General features: G+C 58.8%; 17 protein-coding genes and 1 other RNA gene. 14 read left to right on the top strand and 4 right to left on the bottom strand.

The annotated features are described in order from the left end of the window. Positions 1 to 147 precede the first annotated feature (147 nt). Entirely contained in the window at positions 148 to 1,683 is a 1,536-nt protein-coding gene (ilvA, locus tag NOR51B_RS04140; protein ID WP_040482333.1) for a threonine ammonia-lyase, biosynthetic, read from the top strand. A 312-nt stretch (positions 1,684 to 1,995) separates the two neighbouring features. Here ilvA and NOR51B_RS04135 read toward each other — a convergent pair whose 3' ends face one another. The 3 genes from NOR51B_RS04135 to NOR51B_RS04130 all read right to left on the bottom strand — a co-directional run bounded on the left by NOR51B_RS04135 (position 1,996) and on the right by NOR51B_RS04130 (position 3,209). Further along, positions 1,996 to 2,574 carry a 5-formyltetrahydrofolate cyclo-ligase gene (locus tag NOR51B_RS04135; RefSeq protein WP_009019738.1) on the bottom strand — a complete coding sequence of 193 codons (579 nt, stop codon included), beginning with the start codon at positions 2,572 to 2,574 and terminating at the stop codon, positions 1,996 to 1,998. A gap of 105 nt (positions 2,575 to 2,679) precedes the next feature. Next, a non-coding RNA gene (gene ssrS, locus NOR51B_RS15140) (6S RNA) lies at positions 2,680 to 2,860 on the bottom strand. Positions 2,861 to 2,891: 31 nt separating this feature from the next. After that, positions 2,892 to 3,209: a cell division protein ZapA gene (locus NOR51B_RS04130; protein WP_009021637.1), complete on the bottom strand. Its 318-nt coding sequence runs from the start codon at positions 3,207 to 3,209 to the stop codon at positions 2,892 to 2,894. 35 nt (positions 3,210 to 3,244) lie between these two features. On the opposite strand from NOR51B_RS04130, the gene NOR51B_RS15360 reads away from it, so the two are divergent. The 6 genes from NOR51B_RS15360 (at position 3,245) to gcvH (ending at position 8,358) form a co-directional block, all read left to right on the top strand. Then, positions 3,245 to 3,391 carry a hypothetical protein gene (locus NOR51B_RS15360; RefSeq protein WP_009019639.1) on the top strand — a complete coding sequence of 49 codons (147 nt, stop codon included), beginning with the start codon at positions 3,245 to 3,247 and terminating at the stop codon, positions 3,389 to 3,391. Positions 3,392 to 3,566: 175 nt separating this feature from the next. Further along, positions 3,567 to 4,139, top strand: a complete 573-nt coding sequence (locus tag NOR51B_RS04125) for a UPF0149 family protein (RefSeq protein WP_230198400.1) — start codon at positions 3,567 to 3,569, stop codon at positions 4,137 to 4,139. Next, the gene (pepP, locus tag NOR51B_RS04120; RefSeq protein WP_009019424.1) at positions 4,139 to 5,455 is read left to right on the top strand and encodes a Xaa-Pro aminopeptidase; all 1,317 of its coding nucleotides are present in this window, start codon (positions 4,139 to 4,141) and stop codon (positions 5,453 to 5,455) included. The genes NOR51B_RS04125 and pepP overlap by 1 nt, the downstream gene beginning before the upstream one ends. 6 nt (positions 5,456 to 5,461) lie before the next feature. After that, on the top strand, positions 5,462 to 6,682 hold the full coding sequence (locus NOR51B_RS04115) for an FAD-dependent monooxygenase (protein WP_009020090.1): 1,221 nt from the start codon (positions 5,462 to 5,464) through the stop codon (positions 6,680 to 6,682). Next, positions 6,679 to 7,881 carry a UbiH/UbiF/VisC/COQ6 family ubiquinone biosynthesis hydroxylase gene (locus tag NOR51B_RS04110; protein ID WP_009019383.1) on the top strand — a complete coding sequence of 401 codons (1,203 nt, stop codon included), beginning with the start codon at positions 6,679 to 6,681 and terminating at the stop codon, positions 7,879 to 7,881. Before NOR51B_RS04115 ends, NOR51B_RS04110 begins: the two co-directional genes overlap by 4 nt. Positions 7,882 to 7,965: 84 nt before the next feature. Further along, positions 7,966 to 8,358, top strand: a complete 393-nt coding sequence (gene gcvH, locus NOR51B_RS04105) for a glycine cleavage system protein GcvH (protein ID WP_040481751.1) — start codon at positions 7,966 to 7,968, stop codon at positions 8,356 to 8,358. Between the two features lie 10 nt (positions 8,359 to 8,368). On the opposite strand, the gene NOR51B_RS04100 is transcribed toward gcvH, so the two are convergent. Further along, positions 8,369 to 9,022, bottom strand: coding sequence for a histidinol-phosphatase (locus NOR51B_RS04100; RefSeq protein WP_009019122.1), 654 nt, complete (start codon positions 9,020 to 9,022; stop codon positions 8,369 to 8,371). Between the two features lie 128 nt (positions 9,023 to 9,150). Here NOR51B_RS04100 and NOR51B_RS04095 point away from each other — a divergent pair, with 128 nt between their 5' ends. The 7 genes from NOR51B_RS04095 (at position 9,151) to NOR51B_RS04065 (ending at position 16,553) form a co-directional block, all read left to right on the top strand. Next, entirely contained in the window at positions 9,151 to 9,690 is a 540-nt protein-coding gene (locus NOR51B_RS04095; RefSeq protein ID WP_009019110.1) for an RNA pyrophosphohydrolase, read from the top strand. After that, positions 9,683 to 11,956 carry a phosphoenolpyruvate--protein phosphotransferase gene (ptsP, locus tag NOR51B_RS04090; protein WP_009019596.1) on the top strand — a complete coding sequence of 758 codons (2,274 nt, stop codon included), beginning with the start codon at positions 9,683 to 9,685 and terminating at the stop codon, positions 11,954 to 11,956. The genes NOR51B_RS04095 and ptsP overlap by 8 nt, the downstream gene beginning before the upstream one ends. Beyond that, positions 11,953 to 12,768 carry a prolipoprotein diacylglyceryl transferase gene (gene lgt / locus NOR51B_RS04085; protein WP_009021508.1) on the top strand — a complete coding sequence of 272 codons (816 nt, stop codon included), beginning with the start codon at positions 11,953 to 11,955 and terminating at the stop codon, positions 12,766 to 12,768. Before ptsP ends, lgt begins: the two co-directional genes overlap by 4 nt. Positions 12,769 to 12,781: 13 nt before the next feature. After that, on the top strand, positions 12,782 to 13,615 hold the full coding sequence (locus NOR51B_RS04080) for a thymidylate synthase (protein ID WP_009019172.1): 834 nt from the start codon (positions 12,782 to 12,784) through the stop codon (positions 13,613 to 13,615). A 2-nt stretch (positions 13,616 to 13,617) separates the two neighbouring features. Further along, positions 13,618 to 14,148 carry a dihydrofolate reductase gene (locus tag NOR51B_RS04075; RefSeq protein ID WP_009019810.1) on the top strand — a complete coding sequence of 177 codons (531 nt, stop codon included), beginning with the start codon at positions 13,618 to 13,620 and terminating at the stop codon, positions 14,146 to 14,148. A gap of 196 nt (positions 14,149 to 14,344) precedes the next feature. Continuing rightward, positions 14,345 to 15,127 (top strand): DUF3450 domain-containing protein, encoded by a 783-nt coding sequence (locus NOR51B_RS04070; RefSeq protein WP_040481750.1) that lies wholly within the window; start codon positions 14,345 to 14,347, stop codon positions 15,125 to 15,127. Between the two features lies 1 nt (position 15,128). After that, positions 15,129 to 16,553, top strand: coding sequence for a MotA/TolQ/ExbB proton channel family protein (locus NOR51B_RS04065; RefSeq protein WP_040481748.1), 1,425 nt, complete (start codon positions 15,129 to 15,131; stop codon positions 16,551 to 16,553). The last annotated feature ends 20 nt before the right edge of the window (positions 16,554 to 16,573 follow it).

The following is a 16,573-nucleotide window of genomic DNA, read 5'->3' as shown; positions in this document are numbered from 1 at the left end:
GATGCAGCACGTCGCCGCAAATGAAACCGCGGTAAATACGGAGGTTTTACTGAGTCCCTTAAATCAGGAGGGAGAAAAACGGCTGACAATGACGGCGAGGGGTTAAAGCCGTAACATGCGCGATTGTCAGAAAAAGCCAAGCCCATCATGCCAGAGACCTATATCAAACGAATTCTCAATGCCCGCGTTTACGACGTGGCTCGAGAGACACCCCTCGACATCGCGCCGCTGATGAGCCGGCGATTGTCCAATCAGGTGTGGTTCAAACGCGAGGATCTGCAGCCCGTTTTCTCGTTCAAGTGCCGCGGCGCTTACAACAAGATGGTGAACCTGACACCCGAGGCCCGGGCCAAGGGTGTCGTGGCCGCATCCGCTGGAAACCACGCTCAGGGGGTTGCACTGGCGGCCCAGCGGCTGGGTGTGAATGCCAAAATTGTGATGCCCGTGACGACACCCACCATCAAGGTTGATGCTGTGCGCAACCTCGGAGCGACCGTGATTCTTCACGGCGATGCCTTCGACAGTGCGGCACAGCTGGCGGAACAATTGGTCGATGAAGAGGGGCTGACCTTTTTGCATCCCTTCGATGATCCCGATGTGATAGCGGGACAGGGCACTGTCGCCATGGAGGTCGCCCGCCAGGCCAGCGCGCCGCTGGATGTGGTATTTATCTGCTGCGGTGGTGGTGGCTTATTGGCGGGGATGTCCGCCTATTTGCGCTACGTATGGCCAAAAACCAAAATAATCGGTGTGGAACCCGAAGACGCCGCTTGCGCCAAAGCAGCCCTGGAAAAGGGACGACGGGTGCGACTCAAGCACGTGGGTCTTTTCGCTGATGGCTGCGCGGTTGCCCAGGTGGGCAAGGAAACGTTTCGCATCATTCGCGAAAGCGTGGATGACATCATCACCGTTTCAACCGATGAAATCTGTGCCGCCGTTAAGGATATCTTTGAGGATACTCGATCGATCGCGGAGCCCGCCGGCGCCCTGTCCGTTGCCGGCATGAAGAAGTACGTCGAAGAGCACCAGATTACCAATCAATCCTTGCTGGCGGTGGTTAGCGGCGCCAATACCAATTTTGATCGGCTGCGCTACATATCGGAACGGACCGAGATCGGTGAGCGCCGCGAGGCTATCATCAGCGTCAAGATTCCCGAGAAACCCGGTGCCTTCCGCACATTCTGCGCCGCCCTGGGCAAGCGTAATATCACCGAGTTCAACTACCGCTACGAAAGCGCCGCGGTTGCACAGGTATTCGTAGGATTGACCGTTACCCCCGCCACTGACGATTTTGGGCAGCTTTGTCTCAAGCTGCGTGACCTCAATTACGAGGCGGTTGACCTTACCGACAACGAGACCGCGAAGCTCCATGTCCGCTACATGGTGGGCGGTCGGGGCGACCCGGCATTGGGTGAAGAACTGGCGTTTCGTGTCGAATTCCCCGAAAGGCCCGGTGCACTCCTGACCTTCCTAACCGCCCTTGGAGACGATTTCAATATTTCCATGTTCCACTATCGCAATCACGGTGCGGCGTTTGGCAGGATTTTTGTCGGTTTTGTCGTGCCGCCGGGTAAACGCGGTGCGCTGAGAAAGGTGCTCGAAGAGGTCGGCTACCGCTATTGGGAGGAAACGGCCAATGACGCCTACCAGATGTACCTGGGCTCCCTGGAGAGTGCACCATAGGGATGGCTACTCCTGTCGCTTCGGAGAGCCCGCTGACCGGCTCGCGATAATTTTTGGACATAAGATTGGCAATTTCGTAATTTTGCGGGTATAAAACCTAGACTCATTCGGGACAAAGTGTCCCAAGTGCTAACCAGCTCAAGGAATCAGCTATCAGTCATGCGTGATAAAAAGCCGGATATCTTTTGGGTTGTAGCCGTTGTCGTGGCGCTCGGTATCGCATCGACCACCTTAATGGGTGAGCCCACTCCCCAAATGAGCCCGCAGCAAGCGGGGATTATGGTTCGCTAAGGCGCGCCTCCCGGGAGTTGTCTAAAATCTGAAAAACCCGTTCTCGGTGACCAGACCGTGGAGGGGGATGTCGTGAGCTTCTCGTGGGCAGCGAGAGACCTGTTGCCAACTGTACCCAACCCCGACCCTGAACCCGGCGCTGCCGGCGAGCAGACGGTCGTAAAACCCACCGCCAAAACCCAGCCGAATCCCCTCTGAATCGCAGGCCAGTAGTGGCACGATGATCAGCGTTCGCGCGTCTATCCTGGCGGAGCGACTCGATGCAGTGGGCTGCCTTACATGGCCCCTGCCTACCTCCGTGGCCTCACCGGGACGCCAGGCGCGAAGTTCCATAACCCCGGCGGAGATCACCCGGGGCACGGCGGTTTCCTTGCCGCAATCCGCCGCGTGGCAAAGGGTGGGCATCGGGTCGATTTCGCCGGGCAGCGGCAGGTAAGCCGCCACCGTGGTCGCGTCGCGAAATTCTTCGAGTTCGATGATTGCGTTGCTGATAGCGATTGAGCAGTCGGTGCGCTGCGCACTGGATACCTGACGCCTGCGCGCGCTCATGCGCTCGCGCAGTGAGGCTTTTTCGGCCAATGGGTCGTCAAGAGCTGACATGGGGATCCTCGATGGGTTCCCGGCCCGGGGCGGGGGCCGCCGGCCATGCAAAGTGGTCGCTAAGCAGCATCCGAGAGTCGCGCAGGGCGCTCCCGGTTCGAGAGAAAAACACCCGACGTACCGCTGGTAGTTTCGCCCTTGAACCCTGAGGCTCAAGGTGGGTGACCGCCACACCGTATCAGGCTTTCCGATCGAGACGGACCTGCACAACAACGATGCTCGGTGGTCCCCTGGTGTTGCATTATCGGCTCGAGGACTCACTACCTCGCGAATACGCCAGGATGCTCCCAGTATAACGCACTAATTAAGCAATGCCGTTAACTGATTTCGAGTTGTCTCAGCTGGTAAAGCGCTTCATCGAGACGGGTGTTTACCGCTTCGATTCGGTCTTCGTGGTTTTCCAGGGACTGGTTGGGCTTGCCCCCACGGAGGCCGAGGAGCTCGTGACTGAGATTGAGAGCCGCCATAATCGCGACCCGCTCAAGGCCAATTACTTTACCGGTTGCCCTGATATCGCGCATTTGCTGGTCGAGGTAGCGAGCGGCCGCCACCAGCTCGGCCTCCTGTTCAGGAGGGCAGGCAACCTGGTATTCCTTGTCGAGGATTTCAACGGCGACTGACGGCTGGCGACTCATGGTCCGCCCTCAATTTTTCGTAAACGGGAGAGCGTATGATCGATATGCTCGCCTGCCACCCGTTGTCTCTCAAGCAGTTCTCTTCTTTCGCGCTGGAGTTCAGCGGCGCGCAGTTTCAACTGTTGATTCTCTCGGTTCAGGTCGCGAGCGAGGCCGATGAGATCGGTGACCTTCGCTTCTAGCGCTTTGATGAGTTTCTCGGCCACGAGGGTTACACTGCAGACTGGATTCACGAGCACTATAGGGCGAGCTTTCCAGCCGGTCAACGACGGGAAACCTTTTATAATTCAAAGCAATGCCCAGGATTGCGAACGCTGACTATCATTTGGCGTTCCCGGGTCGGGCGAGGGACAAGCAGTGCTGTTTGATTCATTGGGTGAATTCGAGGATATGCCGACCTGGGCGGAAGCGGCCGATGTGCTGTTCGACGCCGGTCTGACCACCAACCCCTCCGAGCTCCACGGTGCCCTGATGGGGCTTTTGGGCAGCGGCGCCCCAGTGAGTGATGGCGATATGGTACCGGCATTGGAGCGCGCCCTGGGTATCGAATGCCGCGGCGAACTGGTGGACCTTGTGCAACGTTTGCATCGAGCCACGGTATCGGCGGTACGGGATAGCAACTACGCTTTTTATCCGCTTTTGCCCGAGGATGATGATGATCTCGAGGCGCGCCTCCTGTCGCTGGGCCTTTGGACGACCGGTTTCCTGACCGGTTTCACCCAAGGCGTTACGATTGCAGGTGCTGGAAGTGAAGGGGTGGCACCCGATACCGCCGAGGCGCTAAAAGACTTCGCGGTCATTGCACAGGTCGATAGCGCCGAACCCGAGACCGATGACGCAGAGCGAGACTTCGAGGAGCTTGCCGAATACGTGCGTTTCGCTGCACTCAATACGGTTGAAAACGCACTTCAAATTCAGGACGGGAATTGATGAAGATAAGTCGCGCCGAGTTCGCCAGACGCCGAAAGCATCTGATGTCGATGATGGACAGCAACAGCATCGCGATTATTCCAGCGGCGCGTGAGGTCACGAGAAGCCGTGATACGGAATTCGTTTTTCGCCAGGACAGCGACTTCCTCTATTTGACCGGATTCGACGAGCCGGATGCCGTACTCGCTTTACTACCTGGCCGACGTCAGGGTCAGGTCGTTATGTTCTGTCGTGATCGCGACCCGACCATGGAACTGTGGAATGGCTATCGCGCCGGCCCCAAGGGCGTCGTGGAGCGGTATGGTATGGACGATGCGTTTCCCATCGACGATATCGATGAGATTCTCCCGGGACTGATCGAGGGTCGCGGCCACATCTATTACTCGATGGGTCACAACGACGCGTTTGACCGCCGGGTGATGCGGTGGGTAAACCGGTTGCGGCGCCAATCCAGAACGGGAGCCAAGCCTCCCGGTGAATTCACCGATCTCGGTTTTCTGTTGCACGAACAACGTCTGATCAAGAGTGCGGCAGAGCTGCGCCTGATGAAGAAGGCCGGTGACATCAGTGCCGGGGCTCACGCCCGTGCGATGCGTGAATGCAGGCCTGACCGCTTCGAGTATCAGCTGGAGGCCGCAATTCTGCATGAATTCGCCGAAAACGGGGCTCGCTCTGCCGCCTATACCAGTATTGTCGGTGGTGGTGCCAATGCCTGTGTGTTGCATTACGTCGAGAATCGCGACAAGTTGCGTGACGGCGATCTGGTGCTGATCGATGCGGGCTGCGAGTATCAGGGCTACGCCGCTGACATTACGCGAACCTTCCCCGTCAACGGGCGCTTCTCGCTCGAGCAGCGGGCAATCTATGATCTTGTTTTTAAAGCGCAGTTGGCGGCGATCAGGAAGATTGCCCCCGGTGGTCACTGGAACCAGCCACACGATGCGACGGTGCGCGTTATCACCCGTGGTCTGATTGAACTGGGTTTGCTCAAAGGCAAGGAAAAGGACCTGATCAAGTCCGGTGCCTATCGCGATTTTTATATGCACCGCGCGGGCCATTGGTTGGGTATGGACGTGCATGATGTGGGCGACTACCGAATCGATGGCAAATGGCGGCAGCTGGAGCCGGGAATGGTAATGACCGTCGAGCCGGGTATTTATATCGCGCCCAATAACCGCAAAGTACCGAAGAAGTGGCGCGGTATCGGCGTTCGCATCGAGGACGATGTGGTGGTTACCGAGTCGGGCTGTGACATTCTCACCGCTAACGTACCCAAAGACGCCGAGGCCATCGAAGCGTTAATGGCAGGGAGCTGATTCTACTTGGCCCAGCAGGTAATTATTGTTGGCGGCGGTATGGTGGGTTTCGCTTTCGCGGTGGCATTGCGTGTGCGCTGCCCGACCATCGTGGTGACCCTGCTGGAGGCGAGAGAGCTGCCCAGTGGTGAGCCCGACCCATTGGATACCCGCGCCTCTGCACTCAACCTCTACAGCAGGCGATTGTTAACCGAAAGTGGCGTTTGGCCGGAAATCGACCCCCACGTAGCATCAATACAGACCATCCATGTGTCGAACCAGGGGCGTTTTGGCAGCAGCGTTATCGACTGCGCCGATGTGGGTGAGGCCCAGCTGGGCTATGTTTGTGAGAACCACCATATTGGGCGTGGCCTGCTGGCACGATCCGAGCAGCTCGGCATCAACCTTGAGGCGCCGGTATCGGTCGAGGGTTTCTCGGAGGATGGCGACGGCTCGCGCGTGACGCTGTCCGATGGCCGCACGCTGCGAGCCGATCTCGTTGTCCTCGCTGACGGCGGCCAGTCATCCCTGCGCGAAAGTCTCGGAATCGGTGTTCAAACCCGTAACGTCGGCCAGGTGGCGGTTGTGGCCAATGTTGCTTTTGCCGGTGAACAGGAACACAGGGCATTTGAGCGCTTTACCGCCAGTGGGCCCCTCGCAATGCTCCCGCTACCCTCGGTGCAACGCCATTCTGCCCGCTTCAATACCGTATGGTCGCTCCCGGAGCCGGCGGCAGAAACCATTATGGATCTGGATCAGCATGCCCTCATGGAACAGCTTCAGCGCGCTTTCGGTTGGCGCCTTGGCGCCATTACCGCCGTGGGCCGCCCCAGTTATTGGCCGTTGGTTCGAACCGTTGCCCGGGAGCAGACCCGTCCCGGTTTTCTCGTCGCCGGGAATGCAGCGCACGGTCTTCATCCGGTAGCGGGTCAGGGCTTCAATCTGTCGCTGCGGGATGCGGATACGTTCGCCGCGGTCGCGGCCGCAGCCGTGTCTGAAGGTCGTTCGGTGGGTAGCCGAGAGGCCCTCGACGAATACACCGAACGGGCTGCGGACAATCAGCGCCGAATTATTGACGCCACTGATCTACTGGCAACGCTGTTCAATCGGCGCGGCTGGCTACTGGACTTTCCCCGCGATGTGGCCCTGGTCGCGCTGGATACTTTGGCCCCCTTACGCCGGCAGATTGCGGCAATGGGGACGGGCCAGCCGTCGTCGATGGCGTCCGTTATGGATGCCGTGCGATGAGTCGCGACGGGCCTGTTGACGTGTTGATCGTTGGCGGTGGTATCGCCGGGCTCGCCCTCGCCGCATCGCTGTCGGGTTCGGGGTTGTCAGTCACCCTGCTGGAGGGTGGTGAGCAGCCAGGATCTGTGCCCCGTGGCGAGGCACTTTCGGAATGGGACTCCCGGGTTAGTGCGCTGACCCCGGTATCGGTGGCAATGCTCGAGGCCCTGGGTGCCTGGCGACATATTCCACAATCGCGCACCGGTCCGTACCAGTTCATGTCCGTTTGGGATGGGCAGGGAACCGGGTCAATCCGTTTCAGCGCTGCCGAGCAGGGTGCCGAGTGGCTGGGTCATATTGTGGAGAATCGGGAAACCATAGCTGCTCTACTGGCGCAGGTTACGGCGTCCTCCCGCTGCGATGTTCGCTGGGCCACGCGGGTGAGTGCGCTCAACCGTACCGAGGAGGGCCTGCCATCGGTGAGTACCGATTCCGGTGACCGCTATAGCGCACGATTGCTGGTGGGGGCTGATGGCGCCCGCTCTCCGATCCGAACACTGGCTTCCATGCGGGTGAGAGAGTGGAGCTACCAACAGCGCGCCATCGTGGCGACGGTGGCTCTGGAAAACGACCATGCCGGCACCTGCTACCAGGCCTTTTTGCCCACCGGCCCCCTGGCATTGCTACCCCTGGCTGACCGCAAGAAATGCTCCATCGTATGGTCGATTGATGATTCCCGGTGGGAGTCGCTCATGGCGCTCGATGAAGCGGAGTTCTGCGCGGCATTAAACGCGGCGATTGCGAACCGGGGCCCGGTCGTGTCCGGTGTAGGAAGGCGCGCTGCATTCCCATTGCGCCAGTGTCACGCCGTCGATTACGTCGATGACCGCGTGGTACTGGTGGCGGATGCGGCGCACAGCATCCATCCGCTGGCCGGACAGGGGATTAACCTCGGCCTCAGCGATGTCCGCGTGTTGGCTCAGGAACTGGCAGAGGCAGCCATCAACGGACTGGATTGGGGCGATCAGACCGTGCTCAGGCGATACCAGCGTCAGCGTAAGACCGAGAACCTGGCGATGATGGCGGCGATGGAAGGCTTCAAGCGCGGATTTGGGTCCGATGTGCCGCTCCTCCGGGTTCTGCGAAACGCGGGACTTAGCTGGGTCGATGGCGCGCTTCCCCTGAAACAGTGGTTGGCGAAGCAGGCGCTCGGGCATTGATTTACCCGCCGCCATTGCGATGCTTGAGGCAGCCACTTACCCTTAGCCGCAGTCCAGTTTTTATTCATTAGAGGTCTGTAAACCATGAGCCATAACCCCCCCGAGTTGAAATACGCGAAGAGCCATGAATGGGCGCGTCTGGAGGAAGACGGTTCGGTCACGATTGGAATTACTGATCATGCCCAGGAGGCGCTGGGCGATGTGGTTTTCGTCGAGACTCCCACAGAGGGCGATGCCATTGCTGCCGGAGATCAGGCGGGAGTGGTCGAGTCGGTCAAAGCCGCCTCTGATATCTACGCACCCGTTGGCGGGGAAGTGATCGGAGTGAATGAAGGACTCGAGGACGAACCCGAGCGTGTCAATTCAGATCCTTATAACGACGGCTGGTTTTTTCGTCTGCAACCCGCTGATACCGGCGAATTGGACGTCTTGATGACCGCGGAGGAATACGCGGCGATGTGCGACGAGGACAGTTGATCGATACGAGCTAGCGCAGGCTTATCACGGGCCACTGATTTTGGTCGGCGATTTGCTTCAGTGTGGTATCCGGATCCACGGCCACGGGGTGCGCCACCTCCCTTAATAGGGGAAGGTCGTTGTGTGAGTCCGAATAAAACCAGGCGTCGGCCATGGATTCGGAGTGCGTCCCCAGCCACTGTTTCAACCGGACCACCTTGCCCTCGCGATAGGACGGCACGCCTACCGACGCGCCCGTGTAACAGCCCCCGATTATCTCAGGTTCGCAGCCGATCAGGTGCTCAATACCGAGCCGGTCAGCGATGGGTCGCGTCACAACGGTATTGGTCGCGGTGATGATCAGCAGCGTGTGTCCGCGGGCACGATGGTCTGCGATTAGCGCGTCTGCCCGGGGCAGCATCAGCGACTCGATATAGTCCGTCATAAATTGATTCTGCAGGACTTCAACCTGAGTAGGATCCATGCCCCTGATGGGGTCGAGCGCAAAATGCAGGTAGGCGAGAACATCGAGCTCACCGCGCCGGTAGTCGGCGGCGAACTGCGCATTTTTCTCCCGATGCGAGGCGCTGTTCGCAAGCCCGATATCGCAGACAAACTCGCCCCATAAATGGTCTGAATCACCGGCGATAAGCGTGTTGTCGAGGTCGAAAATGGCGAGTGTCACGCGGTGATTTATCCTTTTACGGCTTATTTTTTCAAAGCCGCTAACGAAACGGGCGGCAGGTGTGGAAGAATACCATCACGTGGCCGTCACAATGTGGCGGCACCATTTCTTTATAGGGATTTCGGGTTTTGGGTATTGCACAAGACAGCCAGCGAGTGATCGATGCCGACGGCTTCCGTCCCAACGTTGGCATGATTATCGCCAATGACGCGGGGCAGGTGCTCTGGGGCAAGCGGATTGCGGGCCGGGACTCCTGGCAGTTTCCCCAGGGTGGCATCCACCCGGGTGAGAGCCCCGAGCAGGCCATGTATCGCGAGCTCGACGAGGAGGTGGGGCTGTCGCGGGATCAGGTGCGTATTCTGGCCACGACGCGAGGGTGGCTTCGCTACCGCTTACCCGCGCGCTACATTCGTCGCCATGAGCAACCGGTCTGTGTGGGGCAAAAACAAAAATGGTTTTTGCTGCGATTGACGGGCGCTGACAGCGATGTCCGGGTTGATGCCCACCCGGATCCCGAGTTCGTGGGATGGCGATGGGTGAGCTACTGGTACCCGATTACCGGCGTGGTCGACTTCAAACGCGGCGTCTACCGAAGTGCGCTTTGCGAGCTCCACGGTGGGCTTGCGCCGAGGAAAAAGCGCCGCCGTAAGGGACCCCGGCGTGATTGAAACCCTGCGCAAAATCGTTCAGGCGGTCAACAACGCCGATTCGCTGGAGGACGCTCTGGGCTTGATCGTGCGCGACGTCCGCGCCGCCATGAACACTCAGGTCTGCACCATATATCTGCTCGATACGGCGACCAATCGGTTGTTGTTTCGCGCCACCGAGGGCCTGAATACCTCAAAGGTCGGCAAGTTCAGTCTTGGCTTTGATGAGGGTTTGGTAGGCCATGTCGCCACGCGGGGTGAACCGTTGAACCTTGACAATGCAATGGCCCATCCGAGCTTCCAGTTGGTCCCCGGGCTCGGTGAAGAGCCCTTTGAGGCCTTTCTCGGTGCCCCGATCATCCACCAGCGTGCCCTGCTCGGTGTACTGGTCGTCCAGCAGGCCGAGCGCCGGCGTTTCAGCGACGATGAAGAAGCATTCCTGATTACGGTATCGGCCCAGCTGGCCGGGGTTATCGCTCATGCTGAAGCCACCGGTGCGGTTAGCCACGCTTCCGCGACACCGGAAAAGCTTACCCGCTTTGTGGGTGTTCCGGGCTCGCCCGGGATTGCTATAGGCACCGGTGTACTGGTGTCGCCCGCGCCTGATCTGCAAGCGGTGCCGTCGCGCAAAGTAGACGATCGTAAGAATGAATTACGCGCGTTTCGTGCGGCGTTATCCCGTGTTCGGGATGATATTGAAATTGCCGCGGAAAATTTGCGCGAAGAACTTGGACCCGAGGACCACGCGTTATTCGGTGTATACCTTGGCATTCTTGATGACTCGACACTGGGCGGGGAGGTAGCGTCGCTCATCAAGGAAGGGGAGTGGGCGCAGGGTGCTCTTTCACAGGTCATGTTGCGGCACATCCGGCACTTCGAGCGCATGGAGCATTCCTACCTCCGGGAGCGCGCGGTCGATGTGCGTGATTTAGGCACCCGGGTGCTCGCCTATCTTCAGGACGATGATCGAACCCGTGTCACCTATCCGGAAAACACCGTGCTTGTCGCTGAGGAAATAACGGCATCGGCGCTCGGTGAAATTCCTCGTGATCGCCTGGCTGGTGTGGTGTCCATGCGTGGCTCGGCAAATTGCCACGCCGCCATTTTGTGCCGCGCCATGGGGGTGCCAGCGGTTTTGGGCGCCGCTGAGCTTCCCTTTACCCGACTCTCTGACCGCGACCTGGTTATCGACGGCTACAACGGTACGGTGATGGTTAACCCGCGACCGGAGGTACGCCGGCGCTTCGAACAACTGGTGGCCGAAGAGGAGGCGATGACGGCAGAGCTTGCCGAGCTTCGCTATGAGGAGGCAACAACCCTCGATGGCAAGCATCTCCCGCTGTGGGTCAATACCGCCGTTGCTGCCGATGTTCAGCGGGGGCAGGAGCAGGGTGCTGAAGGCGTGGGTCTCTATCGAAGCGAAGTGAGCTTCCTCGTTCGGGACCGTTTTCCCAGCGAGGAGGAGCAGCGACAGCTCTACCGCAACCAGCTCGAGGCATTTGCGCCCGCCCCTGTCACCATGCGGACGCTTGATGTGGGTGGCGACAAGCCGCTGCCCTATTTTCCGATCGAGGAAGACAACCCTTTTCTGGGTTGGCGCGGGGTTCGCGTAACCCTCGATCATCCCGAAATATTCCTTTCCCAGGTCCGCGCCATGCTCAAGGCGAATGAGGGTCTCGGTAATTTGCGTATCCTCTTGCCCATGATTTCAGGTCTGTCGGAGCTTGAAGAGAGCCAGACATTGATTCGTCGCTGCCATGAGGAGGTGCTCAATGAGGGCTGTACGGCGCCTCTGCCGCCGATTGGCGTAATGATCGAAGTGCCTTCAGCGGTTTTTCTTGCCCCCGCGCTGGCGCGTAACGCCGATTTTTTCTCGGTGGGGTCCAACGATTTAACCCAGTACCTGCTCGCCGTTGATCGAAACAATCCCCGTGTCGCCGATCTTTACAACCCCCTGCATCCGGCGGTGCTATCCGCGCTGCTGACCGTAGTCGAGGCTGCCCATACTGCCGGTATCGGGGTGAGTATTTGTGGTGAGCTCGCGGGTGATGCTCGTGCGGCACCGTTGCTGCTTGCCATGGGTTTCGATCAACTGTCGATGAACGCCGCGAGCATACCGAGGATTAAGCAGATTGTGCGCTCATTGCGCAGCGACGATAGTGATGCCTTGTTGCAATCGGTACTCAAGCTTGATTCACCGGAGGCGGTGGTCGACCGCATCGATCACATGATGAATGAGCGTGGGCTTACTCGCTTTATCAAACTGGGTGAGCAGCGCGATCAATGATCTCCTACCCCCAGATTGATCCGGTCGCATTCTCGATCGGACCCTACCTTCAGGTTCACTGGTACGGGTTGACCTATCTCGCGGGCCTGGGGTTTGCGTGGTGGTTGGCGACGCGCCGGTGCCGGCGGCCGGACTCGCCCCTGCGACGAGAGCTCGTCGACGATCTGATTTTTTTTGCCGCGGTGGGCATTGTTCTCGGTGGTCGCGTCGGCTATGCCCTCTTTTACGGCCTCGATCAGTTGTCACAGGATTTAAGCTGGCTGGTTCGCGTTTGGGAGGGCGGTATGTCTTTCCATGGTGGGTTGCTCGGTGTTGTTGCTGCCACGGTATTTTTTGCGCGCAAGCACCGCGTCGCGGTTGGCGATATCGCCGATTTTGTCGCGCCGCTGGCACCGGTGGGGCTCGGATTGGGGCGCCTGGGTAACTTCATCGGTCAGGAGCTGTGGGGTCGGCCAACCGATGTTCCCTGGGCGATGGTATTTCCGAGGGATCCGCTGGGCCTGGCTCGCCATCCCTCGCAGCTTTACCAGTTTGCGTTTGAGGGTTGCTTGTTGTTTATCATCGTCGCCGGATTTAGTCGCAGGCCGCGGCCGCGCTGGTCCGTTTCCGGCGTTTTTCTGGTGGGCTATGGGGTGCTGCGTTTTATCGTTGAGTTTTTCCGTGCCCCGGATTCACATTTGGGATTCGTCGCCTTCGGCTGGATGACGCGGGGCCAGGTGCTGTGCGTGCCGATGGTTGTCATTGGTCTGGCATTGATCGGGTTCGCCTATCGAGCCCGGCCGTCGGGACATCCGAACGCAATAAACCGATAATTCAGAGGGAGATATGCGGGCTTATTTAGAGTTATTGCGCGATATTCGCGACCACGGTGTTGACCGCGGTGATAGAACCGGCACCGGAACACGCTCCGTGTTTGGTCGGCAGTTGCGATTCGATTTGCGCGAGGGGTTTCCTCTGCTCACCACCAAGAAAATCCATTTCAAGAGCGTGGTTAACGAGCTGATCTGGTTTCTAAGCGGAGACACCAATACCCGCTGGCTCAAAGAAAACGGCGTCAGCATCTGGGACGAGTGGGCCACCGAGGACGGCGATCTGGGTCCGCTCTACGGGGCACAATGGCACGCCTGGCCCACCCGGGATGGCGGCAGTATCAACCAGATTGATTACGTGCTTGACTGCCTGCGTAATCGCCCCGAAAGCCGTCGTATTCTTTTTCATGCCTGGAATGTGGAATACCTGCCGGACGAGAGTATGACGCCCCAGGACAATGTTGCCGCGGGCCGGATGGCGCTTCCGCCGTGCCATCTGCTCTATCAGTTTTATGTGGCCAACGGGGCGCTTTCGGCGCAGCTCTACATTCGTTCAAGCGACGTTTTTCTGGGTTTGCCGTTCAATATCGCATCGCTGGCGCTACTGACCCATATGCTGGCCCAACAGGCTGATCTTTCGGTAGCTGAGGTGATTGTCTCCCTTGGCGATGCGCATATTTATTCAAACCACCAGCGGCAGGTAGAGACACAGCTGGCCCGTGAGCCCGGTAGTGCTCCCACGCTCGCGATCGGGCGGCGACCCGATACGATTTACGATTACCGTTTTGAGGATTTCTCGCTGCACGATTATGACCCGCAGCCCCCTATACCCGCACCGGTAGCGGTGTGACGATGGGGCCGATCGCGCATTTGCCTGTAGTTCTGGTGGTCGCTGTCGCTGAGAACGGCGTGATCGGTCGCGGCAATGGGCTTCCCTGGGACCTGCCCGACGACCTGCAGCACTTCAAGTCGGCGACCATGGGCCGTCCCATTGTGATGGGTCGTAAGACCTTCGAGTCGATCGGGCGGCCTCTGCCTGGAAGGACCAACATTGTGCTTACCCGTGACGCCGGGTGGCAGGCGCCCGGTGTCGACACCGTGCACGATTTCCCCGCCGCTATTCAACGGGGCGAGGACCAGGCGATGCTCGATGGTGCCGACGCCCTGATGGTGATCGGCGGTAGTGAGGTATACCAGTTGGCGTTTCCCTACGCGGAGAGAGTGATTCTTACGGCGGTTCATGCCGAGGTGCAGGGCGACGCTTTTTTTGATCTGGAGCAGCTCTCGGATTGGGTTGAGCTATCCAGAGCGGAGTATGCTGCAGGTACGCGCAACAGCCATGACTTCGCCGTGGTTGACTTGTGCCGGCCGGAAGCCGCCTGACTTTGCTGTCAGAAAGCGACTAATCAAATTTGCCTTTGTTACTGACAATCATTTATGGTTCCTACCTCGTCAAAAATGCGAACGTTCAACGATAACTTACAAAGTTTACGCGTCATTGTTTTAACCCCAACGATCTGAAGTATGGTCCTTAAGGATGAGTCTTCAGTTTTTGTCCACGAGAGGAAGTAACGACCCCATGACTATGAATCGTTTCAAATCTGTTCTGCTCGCGGCCTGCGTCGCTAGCGGCGCCCTGGGTGTCGCAGCGTCGGCCAGCGCCGAATCACTTGAACCCATCCTTGAAGTGGGCAAGCAGCGAACCGCTGATGCCAAGGCTTCTCAGGCAAAAATCGATCGGCTTGCGGATGAGACCCGCGACCTGCTCTCTGACTATAAAACGGTCATGAAGCAAATCGATGGCCTCAAGGTCTACAACGCTCGACTCGAGCGTCAGATTGCCAACCAGAATCGGCGCATCACGGATATCGACAGCTCCGTGGCCGAGGCGGCGGTCATTCAGCGGCAAATTCCACCCCTGGTGGCGCGTATGCTGGATGGTCTGGAGCAGTTTGTTGCCCTCGATTATCCCTTTGAGCTCGATCGTCGCGAAGGCAACATTGAGGCGGTTCGTTCGAATCTCGATCGCTCTGACGTGACCTCTGCGGAAGCCTTTCGGCAGGTGCTTGAGCTGTACAGCATCGAGCTTCAGTACGGTCGCGGCATCGAATCCTATGCAGAGACCATCGAGCTCAATGGCGTCGAGCGCGAGGTTAATATTCTTCGCATCGGCCGCATTGCCTTGATTTATCAAAGCACCGATGGTGCAGAGACCGGGGCCTGGAACAACGAAACCCGATCCTGGGAGCCGCTGTCTGCAGGTGACTACGCCAGGGCTGTCCGAACGGGTATTCGAATTGCGAATAAGCAAGCCACTATTGAATTGTTGAATATGCCCATCGCGGCTCCGGAGGCGAACTAAGATGAGTGCTAAGTTTGTGAAAGCCACTGCGCTTGTAGTTATGGGAGCGTTCGCTTCTGCCGGCGCTTTTGCTCAGGAAGAGGGTCAGCCCGAAGTCCCGGCGGGTCCGACTCCGCAGGAAGTCGCGGCGGAGAACATGGATCAGCTGCTGGACCTGGTAAAGCAGGGTCGGGCTCGTGCTGCTCAGGACAACTCAGCTCGCGAGCAGCGATTTGCCCAGGACAAGGCGAATCAGGCGGCAGAGCTTCGTCGCGCTGAGAAAGAGCGGGCAGATGAAGAAGCCCGCTCGGCACGCCTCGAGAAGCAGTTCGAAGAAAACGAACTGCTGATTGCCCGCAAGCAGGAACAGTTGAAGGAGCGTCTCGGTACCCTGTCAGAGCTGTTTGGACACCTGACAGCGGCATCGGGTGACCTCGCCTCCAACATCGATGTGTCGCTGGTGAGTGCTCAGTATCCCGGGCGTCAGCAGTTCCTCAAGGACCTCATCGCCAAGATGAGCGGCACCGACCAGCTTCCCAGCGTTCAGGAGCTGGAAAAGGTCTGGTACGAGATGCTTCGCGAAATCAGTGAGTCGGGCAACATCGCCAAGTTTACGGCTGAGGTTGCAACGCCAGCGGGTGAGCTGAGCAACCGTGAAGTGGTGCGTGTCGGTGCCTTCAACGTCATCGATACTGACGGTAATTACCTCGCCTACGAAAACGAAAAGCTATCCGAGCTGCCTCGTCAGCCCGGTGGTGCGTTCACGGCTCAGGCCGCGGAGCTCGCCAACGCTACCTCGGGTCTGCACCAGTTCGGTGTTGACCCCACGGGTCCTACCGGCGGTTCCTTCCTGGCGGCTATCATTGACAGCCCAACCCTTGAAGAGCGCTGGCACCAGGGCGGATATGTCGGGTATGCCATTACCGCAGTGGGTGCTTTTGCCTTCCTGCTGGCCATCTATCGTCTGATCGTGCTGACCGTTGTTGGCGGCAAGGTGAGTGCTCAGCTCAAGGCCGACAAGGCCAATGAAAACAACCCGCTGGGACGAGTTCTCAAGCTACACGAGGACAACCCTTCCATGGATCCCGAGACGCTCGAGCTGAAGATGGCCGAGGGCGTGCTCAAGGAAACGCCCAAGCTGGAATCAGGCCTCACGCTACTGAAGATTATCGCTGCCGTAGCGCCGCTGATGGGTCTCCTGGGTACGGTGACCGGTATGATTATCACCTTCCAGGCGATCACTATCTTTGGTGCGGGCGATCCCAAAGCCATGGCCGGCGGTATTTCCGGCGCCCTGGTAACCACGGTATTGGGTCTGTTGGTCGCGATTCCGACGGTTCTCCTTCACACAGTGGTCAATGGGCGCGCGCAGCGGGTCATCCACGTGTTGAACGAGCAGGCTACCGGTATTGTCGCCGAACACGCAGAAGCCGAGCACAGTAAGTAATTGGCTGCTGAGGGAGTCTG

It is taken from the genome of Luminiphilus syltensis NOR5-1B (assembly GCF_000158175.1).
Taxonomy (GTDB): Bacteria; Pseudomonadota; Gammaproteobacteria; order Pseudomonadales; family Halieaceae; genus Luminiphilus; species Luminiphilus syltensis.
This window is presented reverse-complemented; position numbering and strand designations above follow the sequence as displayed.